Source organism: Mobiluncus holmesii ATCC 35242 (assembly GCF_000185445.1).
Taxonomy (GTDB): Bacteria; Actinomycetota; Actinomycetes; order Actinomycetales; family Actinomycetaceae; genus Mobiluncus; species Mobiluncus curtisii.
On the sequence record NZ_GL622346.1, the window covers coordinates 1,000,731 to 1,017,345 of the forward strand.

At 54.0% G+C, this 16,615-nt stretch carries 14 protein-coding genes; 7 read left to right on the forward strand and 7 right to left on the reverse strand.

Annotated features, from left to right (window positions below):
* Nucleotides 1–21 precede the first annotated feature (21 nt).
* Nucleotides 22–2,070: a type I restriction-modification system subunit M gene (locus tag HMPREF0576_RS04315; protein WP_004010842.1), complete on the reverse strand. Its 2,049-nt coding sequence runs from the start codon at nucleotides 2,068–2,070 to the stop codon at nucleotides 22–24.
* Entirely contained in the window at nucleotides 2,060–2,269 is a 210-nt protein-coding gene (locus HMPREF0576_RS04320; protein WP_006548061.1) for a type II toxin-antitoxin system Phd/YefM family antitoxin, read from the reverse strand. The genes HMPREF0576_RS04315 and HMPREF0576_RS04320 overlap by 11 nt, the downstream gene beginning before the upstream one ends.
* A gap of 893 nt (nucleotides 2,270–3,162) precedes the next feature.
* Between HMPREF0576_RS04320 and HMPREF0576_RS04330 the strand changes: the two genes are divergently transcribed.
* The 5 genes from HMPREF0576_RS04330 (at nucleotide 3,163) to HMPREF0576_RS04350 (ending at nucleotide 10,679) form a co-directional block, all read left to right on the forward strand.
* Entirely contained in the window at nucleotides 3,163–3,768 is a 606-nt protein-coding gene (locus HMPREF0576_RS04330; RefSeq protein ID WP_004010844.1) for an ECF transporter S component, read from the forward strand.
* Nucleotides 3,761–6,016, forward strand: coding sequence for an ATP-binding cassette domain-containing protein (locus tag HMPREF0576_RS04335; protein ID WP_004010845.1), 2,256 nt, complete (start codon nucleotides 3,761–3,763; stop codon nucleotides 6,014–6,016). Before HMPREF0576_RS04330 ends, HMPREF0576_RS04335 begins: the two co-directional genes overlap by 8 nt.
* 10 nt (nucleotides 6,017–6,026) lie before the next feature.
* Nucleotides 6,027–7,763: an ABC transporter ATP-binding protein gene (locus tag HMPREF0576_RS04340; RefSeq protein WP_004010846.1), complete on the forward strand. Its 1,737-nt coding sequence runs from the start codon at nucleotides 6,027–6,029 to the stop codon at nucleotides 7,761–7,763.
* Nucleotides 7,739–9,520 carry an ABC transporter ATP-binding protein gene (locus HMPREF0576_RS04345; RefSeq protein ID WP_004010847.1) on the forward strand — a complete coding sequence of 594 codons (1,782 nt, stop codon included), beginning with the start codon at nucleotides 7,739–7,741 and terminating at the stop codon, nucleotides 9,518–9,520. The genes HMPREF0576_RS04340 and HMPREF0576_RS04345 overlap by 25 nt, the downstream gene beginning before the upstream one ends.
* A 193-nt stretch (nucleotides 9,521–9,713) precedes the next feature.
* Nucleotides 9,714–10,679 (forward strand): PfkB family carbohydrate kinase, encoded by a 966-nt coding sequence (locus HMPREF0576_RS04350; RefSeq protein WP_004010848.1) that lies wholly within the window; start codon nucleotides 9,714–9,716, stop codon nucleotides 10,677–10,679.
* Nucleotides 10,680–10,742: 63 nt separating this feature from the next.
* Here HMPREF0576_RS04350 and HMPREF0576_RS04355 read toward each other — a convergent pair whose 3' ends face one another.
* The 5 genes from HMPREF0576_RS04355 to rpmF form a co-directional block, all read right to left on the reverse strand.
* Entirely contained in the window at nucleotides 10,743–11,423 is a 681-nt protein-coding gene (locus HMPREF0576_RS04355) for a GNAT family N-acetyltransferase (protein ID WP_004010849.1), read from the reverse strand.
* 93 nt (nucleotides 11,424–11,516) lie between these two features.
* On the reverse strand, nucleotides 11,517–12,803 hold the full coding sequence (locus tag HMPREF0576_RS04360) for a peptidase U32 family protein (RefSeq protein WP_004010850.1): 1,287 nt from the start codon (nucleotides 12,801–12,803) through the stop codon (nucleotides 11,517–11,519).
* Between the two features lie 10 nt (nucleotides 12,804–12,813).
* Nucleotides 12,814–13,689 carry a DNA-methyltransferase gene (locus tag HMPREF0576_RS04365; RefSeq protein WP_004010851.1) on the reverse strand — a complete coding sequence of 292 codons (876 nt, stop codon included), beginning with the start codon at nucleotides 13,687–13,689 and terminating at the stop codon, nucleotides 12,814–12,816.
* 20 nt (nucleotides 13,690–13,709) lie between these two features.
* Nucleotides 13,710–14,393 (reverse strand): HAD hydrolase-like protein, encoded by a 684-nt coding sequence (locus tag HMPREF0576_RS04370; RefSeq protein WP_004006991.1) that lies wholly within the window; start codon nucleotides 14,391–14,393, stop codon nucleotides 13,710–13,712.
* A 112-nt stretch (nucleotides 14,394–14,505) separates the two neighbouring features.
* Nucleotides 14,506–14,676 (reverse strand): 50S ribosomal protein L32, encoded by a 171-nt coding sequence (gene rpmF, locus HMPREF0576_RS04375; protein ID WP_004006992.1) that lies wholly within the window; start codon nucleotides 14,674–14,676, stop codon nucleotides 14,506–14,508.
* 98 nt (nucleotides 14,677–14,774) lie between these two features.
* Between rpmF and HMPREF0576_RS04380 the strand changes: the two genes are divergently transcribed.
* Together HMPREF0576_RS04380 and cysK are read left to right on the forward strand one after the other, a co-directional pair.
* A complete protein-coding gene (locus HMPREF0576_RS04380) occupies nucleotides 14,775–15,431 on the forward strand; it encodes an IMPACT family protein (protein ID WP_004010852.1) in 657 nt (218 codons plus the stop codon).
* A gap of 60 nt (nucleotides 15,432–15,491) precedes the next feature.
* Nucleotides 15,492–16,427, forward strand: a complete 936-nt coding sequence (gene cysK, locus HMPREF0576_RS04385; RefSeq protein ID WP_004010853.1) for a cysteine synthase A — start codon at nucleotides 15,492–15,494, stop codon at nucleotides 16,425–16,427.
* Nucleotides 16,428–16,615 lie beyond the last annotated feature (188 nt).

The following is a 16,615-nucleotide window of genomic DNA, read 5'->3' on the forward strand; positions in this document are numbered from 1 at the left end:
GTAGTGTTCGTAGGCATCCATTTAGTTCACCTGCTCGTTGAATAGTTTGGCGATGGAGGCTTGGATTTCGGCTCCGAGGGTTTGGATTTCGGCCAGGGTTTGGGTGGGGTTGCCGAGTTCTTCGTACTGGTAGAAGTAGCGGGTGAAGGGGATCTCGTAGCCGATCTTGGTCTTGTCGGGGTCGACGTAGGCGTCAGCCGCGTAGGGGATGACTTCGCGTTGGATGTAGGCGTCGATGTCTTCGGCGAGCGGGATCTGTTCGGTGTCACGTAGCGCCGGGTCAGGTTCCGGGTTGCCCTTGGCGTCGCGGCAGATGTCTGCGGTCGGATCGGTTTCACCCAGGGCCGTCACGATTGCTTTTAGCAGCGGGGCACGCACAGCCAACCCAGCGCCCTTGAAGGCACTCTTGAGTACGGCCGTGAACTCGTCTCGGTTCTTCCACACCTGCTGCCCGTCGAGGGTTTCGAGGGTATCGATGATCGCCTGTTGGGTCTTCTTGCCGTCCTTGATCTCTTGGCTACGGGCGGGTTCGCTGCGTTTCTTCGAGGTGGCCAGATTCTTGAACGGGGTCTGCTCCCAGAGTCGCTCGATTCGTTCGGGTGTGGCGGTGAAGTTCAAACGTAGCGGACGTTCCACCGTGACTTCATGGAAGCCGAACTCGCAGGTGTCAAAGATCTTGGAGTGCTCGTCCTCGGTGAAGTCGCCGTAGATGCGCGCGATCTGGGCGATGTTGTCCTCGGTCAAGTATTTGCGTTTTTCGCCGAGCGGTTTGCGCATCCTGGCGAAGAGTCCGGTGGCGTCGATCAGTTGCACCTTGTTTTTGCGGATTGACGCTTTACGGTTGGAGAGCACCCAAACGTAGGTGAGGATACCGGTGTTGTAGAACATCTGGTCAGGCAGGGCGATGATGGCTTCCAGCCAGTCGTTTTCAAGAATCCAGCGGCGAATGTTCGACTCACCTTGCCCAGCCGAGCCGGTGAACAGCGGCGATCCATTGAACACGATCCCGATCCGAGTGCCCGGCGCGTTCTGGATATCAGCCGGATCGTAGGGCTTCATCTTCGAGATCATGTGTTGCAAGAACAGGAACGACCCGTCCGAAATACGCGGCAGACCGGCACCGAACCGGCCCTTCCACCCTCGCTTCTCGGCTTCGTCTTTGATCGGGTCGGCGTACTTCTTCCATTCCACGCCAAAGGGCGGGTTGCACAGCATGTAGTTGAACGTTCGTCCAGCTGTTCTGTCAGCGGTCAGCGAGTTGCCGAAGTAGATGCGTTCGGCGTCGTCACCTTTGATGAGGATGTCGGACTTTGCCACCGCGTAGGTTTGCGGGTTGAGTTCCTGCCCGTACACCTCAATCCGCGCCCCTTCGTTGAGCTCGTGGGCTCGTTCAATCGCGGCAGAAAGCATGCCACCGGTGCCGACCCCTGGGTCATACAGCGACGCCATGAAGCCGGGCTCGCAGATCGCGTTCATGTCTGGGTCGAACAGCACCTCGACCATGAGCTGGATGACTTCACGCGGGGTGAAGTGCTCACCTGCGGTTTCGTTCGACAGTTCGTTGAAGCGCCGGATCAGTTCTTCAAAGATCGAACCCATATCCTCGTTGGAGACCGCTGCAGGTGAGAAGTCTACGGCTGGGTCGGTGAAAGCATCGACGATTTGGTAGAGCAGATCGGAGCGATCCAGCCGATCGATCACGGTGTAGAAGTCGTAGGACTTCAGCACGTCGCGGGCGTTCCGCGAAAAGCCCTCCACGTAGGAGCGTAGGTTGCCCTCCAGGTTGTCAGGATCGTTCTTGAGCGTGTGCAGCGTGAACCTGGAGGCGTTCCAGAACGGATAGCCGGTAGCTCTCGCGTATTGGATGCGCTTGACCTCAGCCGGGACACCCTTCTGGTCACGGATTGCAAGCACGTCGGTCTTCGTGTCAACGAGCACGGAGTCGAGTCGGGTGAGCACCGTGAACGGCAAGATCACGTCTCCGTACTCGTGCTCCTTGTAGTCACCGCGCAGCAGGTTGGCGATCTTCCAAATGAAGCTGACATAGTTCGTTGTTTTCTCAGTGCTCATTCGGGTCAACTCCATCTTCCATCAATCGCTCGTAACGCTCATGCGACATGACCACCACGAGAGGCTTTCCGTAACGCAACACGTAGGCCACATCGTCACCATCAGCCACTTCCTTGAGCAGCTTCGATGCCTGACCACGTCCAAGGTCGCCGATGTTGATGTGCTTCATCGACTTCTTCGCCGTACGCTTCCGCACCATCGCCTCCTTCACCACGAGTTACCGTCAACGCCTCATTTTACCATAAATGCATGCAAAATATCTTCACAATATGCGCGAGATACTACATGTAATTTTGCATGTGATTCTTCGTGAAGATGGAGACATGCGCGCGAGCCAGGACGCCCCACAAGGTCGAAGGTGGGAACGGTCTTATCAATCACAATTGAGGGCACGCCCCCTCGCCAGATATCCGCTAACGCAAGCCCACCAGCAGACCCCCTCAACCAGAAATATGCACCAATCCAACGGGAAGATCGGGGACGAGCACCCGATTACTGAACCTCCAGCACGCCAGCGAACAACCCCAGAAACGACAAAACCCCTGCTCAACAGGGATTCAAGGGCTAAAGTGGTTTTTATCATTTTCGACGTCTAAGTATCTGTTGAAGATGCCGAGCTTTTGCTCGGCATCTTCAACATTTAGCGGACCACGACGGGAATCGAACGGGTTCGCTCAGCGGCAGCGACGCAGTCGCATGAGCCGCTGAGTAAAACGGTGGAGGCGTTAAAAAACGGCACCAATGTGCCGTTTTAGCCGAAACACCCTAAAAACCTCCGTCGCCCGCTCCACAAATATGCCCCAACGGGAATCAAACAAATTGCGCGACGGCATTGAGCGTAGCGAGAATGAGCCGTCGCGAAAACGGTGTAGGCGGCATAAAAGCAATGCCCAGTGGGCATTGCGCCGCCGAAACACCAAATAGAAAGCGGCAGCGATGCAGTCGCATGAGACACTGAGTAAAACTGTGCTGATACCAAATTTCTGCACTTAAAACCCCAGGTGAACCAACACTTTCAAATTTAACACGGTTAGGCTAACCTAATTAACGCTTTTTGTTATTTCATTGTCTGAGAAGGTTTTGTTAAGAGCTATGACTGAAAATATTGAGGAAACAACAGCAACGGTGCACACTTCATCCAGAAAGGGGTTGGCAAACTCCGTACTTGGAACCCGGAACTTGATGACCGTAGCTGCATTAGCAGTGGTTGGGCTAATTATTTTGCTCCCTCTGAACTACATTTCGCCACTGCTCGCCACTTCCCCGCGGGGCGTTTTGATTGGCTGTTCTATCATGGGGTTTTGGGTTATCCCCTATCTGTTGCCTTCGACTATTGTTCGCCGTCCGGGTGCCACCATGCTAGCCTCCCTCATTATCGGCGTAATTTGTATCTTCGTCACGCCTACCGGTCCCATGGCTATAATCGGAAATCTGATAGGGGGTCTGTACATCGAAGTTCCCCTCGCAGTAATGCTTTACCGCCAGTGGAAGACCTGGGCATTCATGATTTCTGCAGGAGTTTTTGGTCTGTTGAATGGATTCCTCTACTTGACCATGCTCAAGGAAGCTATAGGGATACCGTTTGGCACGGCATATGTGGTTACTTCTATCGTTTCAGCCCTGCTGGGCGGGCTGGTAACTGTAGGCATTACTCGCCTGTTGAACAAGGCAGGCGTGGGTGTGGCTAACCGTGCTTAATCAGACATGCAATCAGGTTAAAGAGAGCCTGAAAGTTCGGGGGCTTAGTGTCCACTATTACGGTCAAGAAAAGTGGGTTCTGTCTGATGTTGACCTGAGCTACCTGGAGGGACAAGTTTGCGCTGTCATTGGTCCCTCTGGCTGCGGTAAAACCACTTTGGTCAGGACCATCTGTGGATTGATACCGCATTGTTTACCGAGTGAATATTCAGGCTGTGTCGAGTTGCGTGGGACACAAATCGCCGATGCCAGTGTAGAGTTTATCGCCCGGCAGGTTGCCTATGTGGGGCAGAACCCCGATGCTGCCGTAATCACGCGTAGCGTGCATGATGACATCGCGTTTGCACTACAAAATCTCTGTCTGGATCCAGATACGATTGAATCGCGGGTAGTACAGGCTGCTGCGCAGGTCGGCTTGGGCGAAAAGCTGCATGATAGTCCTTGGACCTTATCCGGTGGACAACGTCAGCGTCTGGCAATAGCTGTGGTGCTGGCAATGCGTCCGAAGTTGCTGGTTCTAGATGAACCCACTTCAACTATTGACAGCCTTGGAAGTAGAGATTTTTATGACCTAATTGAACAGCTGGTTCACCAGGGCATCGGAGTCATCGTGATTGACCATGATTTAGATCCGTTGCTGCCAATCTGTGATTCCGTGCTTGCGTTGAACGAAAAAGGTGAAATCATCGCGGCGGGAACGCCACGCGAAGTGTTCTTAAACCACACCCAGGAATTAGCGCGTTGCGGAATCTGGTTGCCGCGAGCGATCCGTTCGGGGTGCAAGGAAGCGCTGACTTGCTCCGAAGCCGGCATTGAATTGCCACAGCTAAACGAGTTTTGTGACAGTCAAGTTAAATACTGGATGAGGGACGACTCGGGATGGCACGAGACCGGAGAGTCGGTATCCGCGCGACCGGAGGCACTGCTGAAGCTAAATGACTTTTCGGTACCGCGCCGCTGTCCAAGCATCAGCGCAGAGTTCGCTGCTGGCGATTTCGTCGCAGTAATCGGACAAAACGGTGCCGGAAAATCATCAATGCTCTCTGCCCTTGCCGGTCTGCTGCGTTTCGAGGGCAATGCTTCGGTTACGGGCATCCCCCTAAAAAAGGGCAATCACCAGGTGGGTTATGTGTTTCAGAATCCTGAACACCAGATGGTGGCAGCCACCGTACGCAAAGAACTGAGCGTCGGAAAGGTAACGGATTCCCAAATCAACGACCTTTTGAATCGTTTCCATCTGCAAGCAGTCAGCGAGCAACATCCACTAACGCTTTCTGGTGGTCAGCAACGGCGGCTTTCCGTAGCCACGATGGTGGCGGAGCAACGCAAAGTAATCGTTCTCGATGAGCCGACTTACGGACAAGACTGGGCAAACACTTGCGAGTTGATGGAGTTCATCCAGCAACTGTGCTCTACAGGGCACCTGGTCATTATGGCTACGCATGATTTGGAGCTCGCCAAAAAATACTGCTCACACATAATCGCACTGCCATTTTCCCCACAGGTTACGGCTCCGGCTGTCCTCCCGCAGCACGAAACTCGCGGTCTTTTCGACAGCTTCAATCCCCTGACTTTGTTTATCGCACTCGTGCCACTCATGGTGACGATATTCGTCCTCAAAAATCCGGTGGTTAATTTTTCGCTGCTCTCCGTGTCCAGCCTGGCGATGCTGCTGGCAGGAGCAAACCGGACACGTACCTGGGGAAGCATCCTCGGTTCGTGGCTGGTTGCTGCTTTTATGATTTGGATGTTCTCTGACAACGACGTTCTCTCTATGGCGTCAAGGCTAAACGATGTTGGCACGAACTATGCCGCCGGCAGCGGAATTGGAGCCCTGGTAGCTTTAGTTCTGCTTTCGGGCATCTATAGCGACCCGACAAAGATGCTGGTGAGCTTAAACCAGACTTTTAAAGTGCCCTACCGAATCACTTCCGCCGGTATCGCGGCGGTGAGTTTTATTACCCGCTTCCAGAACGACTTCAAAGTACTGCGAACCGCAAAAGCCCTGCGTGGAGTCGGGCAGCGCTACGGGATTTTTGCACCGGTAGTGCGTTGGGCAGGCTCGCTGGTTCCGTTGGCGATTCTCGCCGTTCAACACGGTGAGAGAGTCGCATTGTCGATGGATTCCCGTGGCTTCGGCGCTTTTCCTAAACGTACCGAATTAATTTCCGCCCCTTGGCGAGTACGCGACTGGGCGCTGGTGGTCGCAATCTGGATTGTGACCACCATATTGTGTCTATTTTTCTGAAAGGCTCTACATGAAAAAGATGTCTGTTGCAGACTTAATTAAACCCGCAAGAACGTCGATGATTGTCTCCGGTCTGCTCACCGCATGCGGGGCAATACTAGGCATAATGCCCTACATCTCGCTGCACCAAATGGCTCTAATCTGGCTACACGATGTTACTCGAGACGGTCTGACCGGAAACATCTGGTTCTGGGCTGCAAGTGCCTTCATCTCACTTTTTATCGGACAGTCTCTCTATGTAGCAGGTCTGGGCGTTACGCACCTCTCCGAAGCAAAACTTCGCCACAAGATGCGTCAACAAGTCGTCGACGCATTAGCCAATTTGCCCTTGGGTCAGGTAAACGCCTACTCGCGCGGGCAAATCAGAAAGATGGTTTGTGACGATACCGCGGCCGTGCACACTATGGTGGCGCACCTACCTGGAGATGCCACGAATGCGGTTATGTCTCTGGTCGCGGGGTTCGGCTACCTGCTGTGGGTGGATTGGCGATTGTGCCTGGTGCTGTTTGGTCTCTGGATTGCCGTAATTTCATTAATTTACGTACTCAATATGCGCGGGTACGGCGACTTAACCGCGCGTTTTGGGGAGGCGCAAACCGGTCTGGCTAATGCCACCGTGGAAATGCTGGAAGGCATCAAAGAGATTAAAAACTTTCAAGCCGTAGACGCCACAAAAACAAAGTTCAATGAGGCCAGAGAAAAATTTTCCAGCATCTCGTACAGCTGGGTTTCACAATCAGGTAAAGCCGTTTCTAGTATCGGTGCGCTGCTTCGTCCCGCAGTGATTTTTGTGACTGTGGCACTGTTGACAGTTATTTTCGTAAAGAACGGTTGGATGCAGATTGCCGATACTCTGCCGTTCTTTTTGATTGCACCGGGTGTTCCCGATGGCTTAGCCACGCTAATCAGTCTGTTACAGCATCTCTACGAAGCGAGACTCGCTGCGCAGAGTACTGTCAAATTACTTTCTCTGGAACCAATGAAATTCGGTAGCCAAACTACGGGTGATGCCTCTGACATGGGCAGAGTGGAGATGCGCGACGTCACTTTTTCGTATGAACCAGACACGCCAGCTGTCAAAGAGGTTTCCTTTACCGCCCAGCCGGGCACGGTTACCGCCCTGGTAGGTCCCTCAGGTGGCGGCAAGTCAACGTTGGCAAAACTGATTGCCCGGTTCTATGAAGCGGACAGCGGGACAGTTTTGGTCAATGGGGTTGACGTGCGCGATGCCAGTAATACTTTGTTGCTCGGTTCTGTGGCAATAATGCTGCAAGATGTGGCACTCGCTCATGACAGCGTATTTAATAACATTGCGCTAGCCAAACCTGACGCCAGCCTCTCGGAAGTAGAAGCAGCCGCGAAAGCCGCCTGTATTCACGAGCGCATCATGCAGCTACCGAATGGCTATGACACGATTCTGGGTGACGAGGGCGGGTTCCTCTCCGGTGGTGAAAAACAGCGTGTGGCTCTGGCACGGGCATATCTGCAGGATGCTTCGATTCTGATTCTTGACGAAGCGACAGCCCAAGCTGATCCCCGCTCCGAGCAGCAAATACATGAAGCTCTCGCGAAGTTAACCACGGGTAAAACGGTAATTGTTATTGCGCATCGTCTGGCGACAATCCGCAATGTGGATCAAATCTTGGTAATCGAAGACGGTCAGATTGTTGAGCGTGGTTGCCACGACGAATTAATGGAAAAAGACGGGCGATATGCCACTATGTGGCGGACTCAGATGGTGAGGTAGGTCAGGATATGTGGAAATCAATGACTAAAATCGCTGACGGTGCACAGCTTCGCACCATAATTTCGTGGTTCGTAGCCTCAGCAGTGCTGCAGGGGTTGACGCTTTCGGTCACAATCTGGTTCATGCAGAGTTTCTATTCCGGTTCAGACCAGACTGTGTTTTGGCTAATTGTGCTGACAGTTCTGGGTCTGGCAACGTTTATCGTCGACGCGGTTGCCATGTTTTCATCGTATCGAGTGAGTGTCTTTGTAGTTTGCGACACAATGATTTCTCGTATCGCTGAGCACGTACTGGGACTTCCGCTCGGTTGGTTCAACGCAAAGCGAGAGGCGGCAGTCGCCAATGCGACTTCCCGAGAGGTGAACACGCTGTCACACTTTGCCTCAATCGTGATTCCAACGCTTTGTAACTCATTCATCGTGCCGTTGGTGATGATTATTGCCACCGCATTCATTTCTTGGCCTCTGGCATTAATCATGACCGCGGTAATCATCCCGCTCTATCTCATCTGGCGAGGTATGCAAGCTGCTCTCACCAGGGCAAATGAGCTTGAAAATCGTTCTGCGCAGCAAGCCGCTGGTCGACTGATTGAATTTGCCCGGCTTCAGACCGTCCTACGAGCGACGGGCAGGTCCAGTTCTTGGGATCCGGTTACTATCGCACTGAAGGCAGATTCGAAAGCAACTCTCGACGGGCTGAGAATCAAAAGTCGACCGGGGCAGGCTTTTACCTTTGTGGTACACACCGCTTTTGCTGCCATAGTGTGCGTGGGAGTGTGCCTGGTGAACCAAACCGCCCTTACCCCCATCACGTTTTTAGCGATTATGGCGATTACCGCCCGGATGCTATACCCCTTGACGAAAGCTGCTTTGATTGCCTCTGAGCTGAATAACGTAAAGGTAGCCCTCGACTCCGTAACCGAGATTATAGATGCCAGACCACTTCCCGAGCCGAGCACAACTCAACAGAAGCTGCCTCAGGGCGAAGACATAGAGTTCGCGGGAGTTTCTTTCCGCTACGTGGATAATTGCCCGGTCTTGAATGACATCAGCCTGGTGGCGGAACAGGGACAGATTACGGCTCTGGTGGGTCCCTCGGGTGCTGGTAAATCAACCATTTTGCGTCTGGTGGGCAGGTTCTGGGATGCCAATTCCGGTTCCGTGAAAATCGGTGGCGCAGATGTACGGGATATTCCCACCAAAGACCTCATGGAAATGATTTCGTTCGTGTTCCAGGATGTCTATCTGTTCGATATGACTATTGCGGAAAACCTCAGGATAGCTAAACCCGATGCGAGTGACGCCGAACTTGAATCGGCTGCCAAACGTGCGCAACTGGACAAAGTCATCGAGGCTCTGCCCCATGGTTGGCAGACAAATGTCGGACCAGCTGGTCAAAGCCTTTCCGGTGGGGAGCGCCAGCGGGTGGCGATTGCTCGCGCTTTCTTGAAAGACGCCCCGATTTTGTTGCTAGACGAAATCACTTCCGCATTGGATAGCGAGAATGAATCAGCCATCACGAAAGTAATTAGTGACCTGGCTGTGGGGCGAACTGTAATTGTTGTCGCGCATCGACTTTCGACCATTCGCGATGCTGATAAGGTCGTATTTTTGCAGCCCGACGATTCTTCAGGGGCACAGGTCATACAAGCTGGTTCGGTAGACGAGCTAACGGCTGAGGAAGGTCCGTTCCGTGATTTCCTCGCAGCTTCTAACGCCGTTTCGAGCTGGCAAATTAGTTCCCACCAACAACAGTAATGACAATATCCGGTAAGTCACCATGACTTCTGGCTGATTGTTTCAGCGATTACATTTCCGGGCAGCGACGGCATATTCCGTGTATTCTTTATTGGTATGCGCGCTCAATCACTTTGGGCGCAGAAAGTCATGCCGGAGGCAAAGGGGATTCCGCTGACAGAAATCTCTAAAAACTAGGTGCGGAGTAGTAACCATGGCAAAGATGAATTCAACGGGAATGCCGGTACTGTGTTTAGGTGAAGCACTAATTGACGTCATTGAACGTGCCGGCGAGGTTGAAGAAAAAGTGGGCGGTAGCCCCTTGAATGTGGCGTGCGGTTTGACCAGTTTGGGACATCCCACCGCACTCGCGTCTTGGTGGGGTGATGATTCCCGGGGCAACCGCCTTGAAGCTCACTTGCTCTCTGCCGGGGTAGAGATTATCGCGGGCAGCGACCATGCTGAAAAAACCCCGATTGCTAACGCCCATATCGACTCCGCGGGTCGGGCGACCTACGACTTCGAGCTGGATTGGCAAGTGCCACCGCTGCCGGACGCAACTCAGATTAGCCATCTGCATACCGGCAGTTTCGCCGCAACGCTCGCGCCCGGCGCTGGTGCAGTGGTGGCAGCAGTAAAGTCGATGGCGATTCGGGGAACCGTCAGCTACGACCCAAATGTGCGTCCTTCACTGATGGGTACACCAGAGGAAGTCCGACCTCAGATTGAAGAAATCATCAGGCTCGCTGATGTGGTGAAAGCCAGTGATGAGGATATTGCCTGGCTCTACGGCGAGGGCGTGCCCCTCGAGTCGGTGCTGCACAAATGGAAAAGTATGGGACCTGGGCTGGTCATTGCCACTCGCGGACCGTGGGGTTCCTATGTGCTGTGCGCGAACGACCGGGACATGCTGGTAGTAGATCCGCTCAATATAGAGGTCGCGGACACTGTGGGCGCCGGAGATTCTTTTATGGCGGGGCTGATTTCTGGTTTGCTCGACGCGGGGTTGCTTGGCTCAGGAGCAGCTAAAGCCCGGCTACGGCAAGCGCGTCTGGGTGACGTGCAACCAGCTTTACACCGAGCCACTATCAGTTCGGGACTCACGGTCAGCAAAGTCGGAGCCTACTCCCCTACTCGCTCCGAGGTTGCCGAAGTCCTCGCTGCCGACCCCACGCTTTAAATCGTCGCCGTCTCCGGGCACAGTGGCAGGTTTAGCGTGTAGCGTGTGGCAGAACCCATGAAATTAGTCGAGTTGCGCTGCTGCTTCCAGCATCCGCTCTACCGGCTGGCGGTATTTGCCGTTCTCGTCACGAGTCTCGGCGCTGTCTCGCAAATAAGCATCCAGGAATTCCCGCAGCGCGCTGCCTACGCCCAGACCGGAAAGCTCACCGGTTTGATGGTCAATAGCGCCGTGTGCCCGACCGGCAAAACTCACTAGCCACATGTCCTCGCCCACCGGTACATTCGGGCTGAGTCGGGGCATCTCGAAAGGAAAGTCCAGATATTTGGCACCCAATCGTTGATAAAACGCCCACCGTCGACGCGGATCGCCATGCTGTTCAGAAGCTACGTGCAGATGAGGATTTTCCACTTCCCCCAAAATCAAGAGTGGGTTGTGGCACAATTCCCACTGCGAGATAGCCCGGTGAAACAGCTCAGAGCCGACGCCATGTCCGCGAGTCAAGGGACTAACCGCCAGCCAACTGAGCATGGTAATTTCCGGGGTGGCAAGCCAACCGATTGCCGCCCCTAATGGTCGTGAACCGTCCCATGCTGAGCATACCTGGAGTCCGCTGCCCGCTAGCTCTGTAATCAAATCATCAGGGTTTCCCAGTTCTTCGGGTCCAAAAGAGACTTCCAGCAGGTCACGAACCAAAATTTCGGCTTGACCGGGTTTTAAATCATTTTGATACTCAATGTGCACACTTACACCCTAGCCCAAGACCAGATTGAAGCCTATTCCCTCAAAGCGTGATCCGACCTTATGCCCCAGCCAGTAACTCGGCTGTGGATACCCCTAACGGGCTTTCCCGCGCAGCATTGCGCCAGGGGGAATAATCTGCGTGCATGGGAAAGAAAACTCGTGTGCCGGGTGATTAATTTCATTCACCATTTCCCCCGTTTCGTCACGTATCCCCGCAGAAGGTATCTGGAACGGAATTGGCTCAGCTCCTGGCATCAGGAACTCTACTTGCTGTCCTGGCACCATCTTATTGCGAGAAAGCACCGTCAGGCGCTGCGTAACCGTGTCATAATCTACCGCAGTGCCCAACCACAGCCAATCACTAATATACCCGCCTCGGGTAATGCTTTCGCCGACTGTTTTTTCGGGGTAAAAGAAGCCGGTACTGTACTCTCGGTGGGTTACTTTGTACGGTTCTTGCAAGACCCATTCAGGCAAGGCAAAAGTATCGTCACGTGCCAGGTCAGTCGCGTTTTCCTTTCCGTTCAGATACGTAGTGACCGCGGTTTTATAGGCATTGGTGAGAGCCGCGACGTAATACTCACCCTTGGCACGGCCTTCTATTTTCAAGCTGGTGACCCCAGCGGCAATAACCTCATCCAGGTGTGCCAGCATGTTCAGATCCTGAGAATTGAACAGGTAGGTGCCATTATCCGTCACCTCGACGGGAAAAAACTCACCGGGGCGTTTTTCCTCGACCACATGATATTTCCATCGACAGCTTTGGGCGCAGTCTCCATGATTGGCATCCCGTCCCGTGGTGTATTTTGAAATCAAACAGCGCCCGGAAAAAGCCATACACATGGAACCGTGTACGAATGCCTCAATCTCTAAGTCACCGGGAATTTTCGCACGCATTTCTCGAATCTCCGGCAAACTCATCTCCCGGGCTAAAACGACCCGTTTTGCGCCCAGCTCATGCAAAGCGGCTGCTGCCTGATAGTTCATCACCCCGGCTTGAGTGGAAATATGCAGCTCAGTATGCGGTGCAATCTGTCGAGCTGCCATCAAAACACCAATATCCGTAACAATGAGCGCATCCACTCCGATTTCCGCCAGTGCCCCCAAGTAAGCATTCATTCCCGCAACTTCTGCGTTGCCAGGAATGATATTCACGGTGGCATAGACCCGGACATCGTGAGCGTGGGCATAGTGAATACCCTGTTCAATATCCTCTAACGTGAAGTTTTTCGACGCTGCGCGCATCCCGAATTCTGCCCCGCCGCAGTACACCGCATCCGCGCCGTAATCCACCGCGGTCTTTAACACCCGCAAGTTTCCTGCTGGCGCTAACACTTCGGGACTGCGTCTCCGGGTAATCTTTGGTACTTTCACATTCACGAAGCGAGCCTTACTCTGAGAGATACTCCACTGAAATGTTCGCCCGACTTAACCGGCGACGCATAATCTCAATAGCTTCCGGGTTTTCATCTATTAATACGAAACGGCGCTCAAGAGTGCCCGCGACTGCCCCGGTCGTGCCGGAACCTGCAAAAAAATCTAATACCCAGTCCCCCGGACGGCTCGAAGCCTGGACGATGCGCCGCAAAATACCCTCGGGTTTTTGGGTGGCATATCCGGTCTTTTCCTTTCCGGTAGGGGAAACTATAGTGTGCCACCACACGTCAGTCGGAAGTTTGCCCCGTGCCGCCTTTTCCGGAGTGACCAAGCCGGGAACCATATAAGGTTCACGATCCACTGAATCGGAATCAAAATAATACTGTTTTTGGTCTTTAACATATACCAGGATATTGTCATGTTTGGCGGGCCATTTTCGCTTGGAACGCCCTCCGTAGTCATACGCCCAAATAATCTCATTCAGGAAACAATCCCGCCCAAACAGCGCATCCAACAACACTTTTGCGTAGTGAACCTCACGATAGTCCAAATGCAGGTATAACGTCCCGGTGGGAGCCAGTAAACGCCAGGCTTGCTCTAAGCGAGGCTCTAGGAAACCCCAATAATCAGAAAAACTATCATTATAGGCGGTAACTTTCCCGCGCACAGTCTCATAAGTTTGCCCCTGAAACCCCACCCGTGAACCAGCAACCGGGGCATCGGAACGCACGGTTTTAAGGGACTGACGCGACTGCACCTTTCCCGTATTAAACGGTGGATCTATATAAATGAGTTGAAAAGACTCGTCTGGTAGCTGCTCCAGTACGGGCAGGTTATCCCCCGCTACCACCAGATTTGATCCGGTGAAATTCCAAGAGCTGATAGACATCTGTTGAGTTGCCACGCCGGTTAGTTCTTTCCCGGATGGACGCCCAAAGCGCTCAGCAGCTCGGCAGGGGTCGAGACGACCTGGACAGCCCCGCGTTCTTCGCCTGGTTGAGTCGTATCGCCCCAGGTAGTCAGAATTGCCGAAATGCCATTAATCTGAGCACCCTCGATGTCATAGAACCGATCCCCAACCATCACAACACGCCGCTTGTCCTGTGGTTCCTCCACGCCAAATTGTTGCAAAGCCCAGGCAATTACCGCAGGTTTGTCCACCCGCGACGTGTCCGGGATCACCCCCGAAACGACCTCAAAGAAATCTGCTATGCCTAAGTGCTGGAGAATCTGCAAAGACATCTCTTGAGACTTGGTGGTAGCCAAGCCCAGGCGGTATCCCCGAGCGCGCAGCTTTTCCAGCATTTCCCGGATACCGGGATAAAGCGGCACATCAATAGCATTGGGCCAATACATTTCACGATACCGCGCGACCATGAAAGCCACTCGTTGCTCGTCAGCATCCGGTTCCATATCCCGCATCGAATCAGCGAGAGGCGGACCCACATATTTCTTGTAAGCGTCGGGCGAAAGCATCCGACCGTGCAGCTCCAAATCCAAAGCTGCAAAATACTCGGTAATACGAGACACGGAATCTGTCAAGGTGCCGTCCATATCCAACAAAACGATTTCGACTCTGCTCAAGTCCACCACGGTGCTGCCTCCATCTCCGAGCCTTACCCGGAAACCTGCCCGAAATAACTTTTGAGATGCTTAAACACGTAACGCCCAGCACCGGGGCCGGGCGTCGCGAATATCGACCTTGTTAGTCTTCGACGGTCAAACGGCCAGTCTGGTAAGCCTTCACCAGGCGACGCGGAATCGCGACTTCCTGACCCTGAACCTTAACGTTATCAAGCTGCGTCAACTTAGCCGTCCAAGCAGAACGACGTGCACGAGTGTTGGCGCGGGACATTTTGCGCTTGGGTACTGCCATTGCCCTGCGCTCCTTTCAGTTGGTGATTGTTCACAAGACATACAATGTTAGCAACAATTTTATATTTTTATCAAACTGAACCACCGTGAGGTAAAAGGATGAGGCATCGTTACGTGACCATCGCCGAGGACGCACCGGGATATTTCGAGCTGGAAATTAAACGGTCGCGTTTCCTGGGAGTGGCACAAGGTATCGTGGATGAACCCACCGCCCGTCAGGTAATCGAAACCGAACGGAAACAGTATCCCGATGCGCGCCATCACTGTTCAGCTTTTACTTATTTGCCTGCAGGATGGGAACACGGTGTGCAAGCGGTCCAGCATTCCAATGACGACGGGGAGCCCAGTGGAACCGCCGGGCGTCCCATGCTCGATGTGTTACTGGGCAGCGAAATGCAAAACGTTTGCGTGATAGTGACACGATATTTTGGCGGGATAAAGCTGGGAACTGGCGGCTTAGTGCGAGCCTACAGTGAGGCAGCGCAGGGCGCTATTGCGGCTGCGGGAAGAATTGAGGTCAAATCCGCACCTGTGGTGTCCTTTGACGTCGCCGCTAACCGCGCGGCTGCCCTGGAATCTTGGCTACACTCGCGAAACTGCAAACCCCTGAGTGTAACCTGGTCAAACCGGGTCACGTTTGAACTGGCGGTGGAAGGCTGCACCCAGGACGAACTCGCCGCGTCTCTCGCCGCCCAGCTCGGCGCGCCGGTAACTTTTGGCGAGGCGGGAATAAAAGTAGTGCGCTCACGGTTGTAATAGACTGCACTGTCAGGAAAACGAACAGAAATACCGAAAAAGAGATTTAAGGGATTAACAATGAGCTATGCGAACGACGTCACGGCAACTATCGGACACACTCCTCTGGTGAAGATTAATCGGATACTACCCGCGGGAACCGGCGCAAAGGTGCTGGCAAAAATGGAGTTCACGAACCCTGGTGGTTCGGTAAAAGACCGACCCGGCTTGGCGATTATTCGCGCTGCCGAAGCCTCGGGTGCGCTCCAGCCCGGTGGCACTATTGTGGAGGCTACCAGCGGTAACACCGGGGTTGCCCTGTGCATGGTGGGGGCTGCGCTGGGGTATCGGGTGGTCATCTCGATGCCATCCTCCATGAGCGTGGAGCGTCGACAGCTGATGAAGGCTTATGGGGCAGAGTTGCTGCTGACCGACCCCGCAGGGGGGATGGCAGCCGCAGTTAAAGCTGCCAAGGACTACTTAGCGAACCACCCCGAAGCTGTATTCGCTGGGCAGTTCGATAATCCTGCCAATCCTGAGATTCACTACCGCACCACCGGTCCCGAAATTTGGGAACAGACTGAGGGACACGTTGACGCGTTTGTGGCTGGAGTGGGATCCGGCGGCACGGTTTCCGGGGTTGGAAAGTTCCTCAAGGAACAGAACCCAGAAGTGTGGGTCGTGGCAGTAGAACCGGCAGAATCGGCTCTGCTGTCCACCGGTCAGGCAGGTGCCCATAAGATTCAGGGGATTGGCGCCAACTTTGTGCCCGATAACTACGACCGTGCAACCGTTGACGAAGTCATAACGGTGACCTCTAACGATGCCATCGAGACGGCGCGGAAAGCCGCCACGCAAGAAGGTCTTTTGGTTGGGATATCCTCCGGGGCGAACCTAGCGGCAGCCGCTGCCCTCGCCGCACGACCTGAATTTGCCGGCAAGACCGTGGTGACTTTGCTTCCCGACACCGGCGAACGCTACCTGTCCACGGTACTGTTCGCGCACTTGGGCGACTGAGGAACCGCGACAACCAGGCTGATTGAACCCACCGCCCTGGTGCAGTTTCGGCGAATGAACGGGGATGACCCGACCCTCCCGGGCTGGCTCGGACCGGCTCGGGCGGACTCAAGCAGAGCACTTTAACTTGCCGGACAAGCCGCCCGAAACGAGCCTCGGGAACGATAGCCTAGAATAGTTAGCGTCCG

Excerpts from the sequence above, each read along its gene's own strand:
- HMPREF0576_RS04315 (WP_004010842.1), bottom strand. The coding sequence starts at position 2,070 with ATGAGCACTGAGAAAACAACGAACTATGTCAGCTTCATTTGGAAGATC.
- HMPREF0576_RS04320 (WP_006548061.1), bottom strand. The coding sequence starts at position 2,269 with ATGGTGCGGAAGCGTACGGCGAAGAAGTCGATGAAGCACATCAACATC.
- HMPREF0576_RS04330 (WP_004010844.1), top strand. The coding sequence starts at position 3,163 with ATGACTGAAAATATTGAGGAAACAACAGCAACGGTGCACACTTCATCC.
- HMPREF0576_RS04340 (WP_004010846.1), top strand. The coding sequence starts at position 6,027 with ATGAAAAAGATGTCTGTTGCAGACTTAATTAAACCCGCAAGAACGTCG.
- HMPREF0576_RS04350 (WP_004010848.1), top strand. The coding sequence starts at position 9,714 with ATGGCAAAGATGAATTCAACGGGAATGCCGGTACTGTGTTTAGGTGAA.
- HMPREF0576_RS04365 (WP_004010851.1), bottom strand. The coding sequence starts at position 13,689 with ATGTCTATCAGCTCTTGGAATTTCACCGGATCAAATCTGGTGGTAGCG.
- rpmF (WP_004006992.1), bottom strand. The coding sequence starts at position 14,676 with ATGGCAGTACCCAAGCGCAAAATGTCCCGCGCCAACACTCGTGCACGT.
- HMPREF0576_RS04380 (WP_004010852.1), top strand. The coding sequence starts at position 14,775 with ATGAGGCATCGTTACGTGACCATCGCCGAGGACGCACCGGGATATTTC.
- cysK (WP_004010853.1), top strand. The coding sequence starts at position 15,492 with ATGAGCTATGCGAACGACGTCACGGCAACTATCGGACACACTCCTCTG.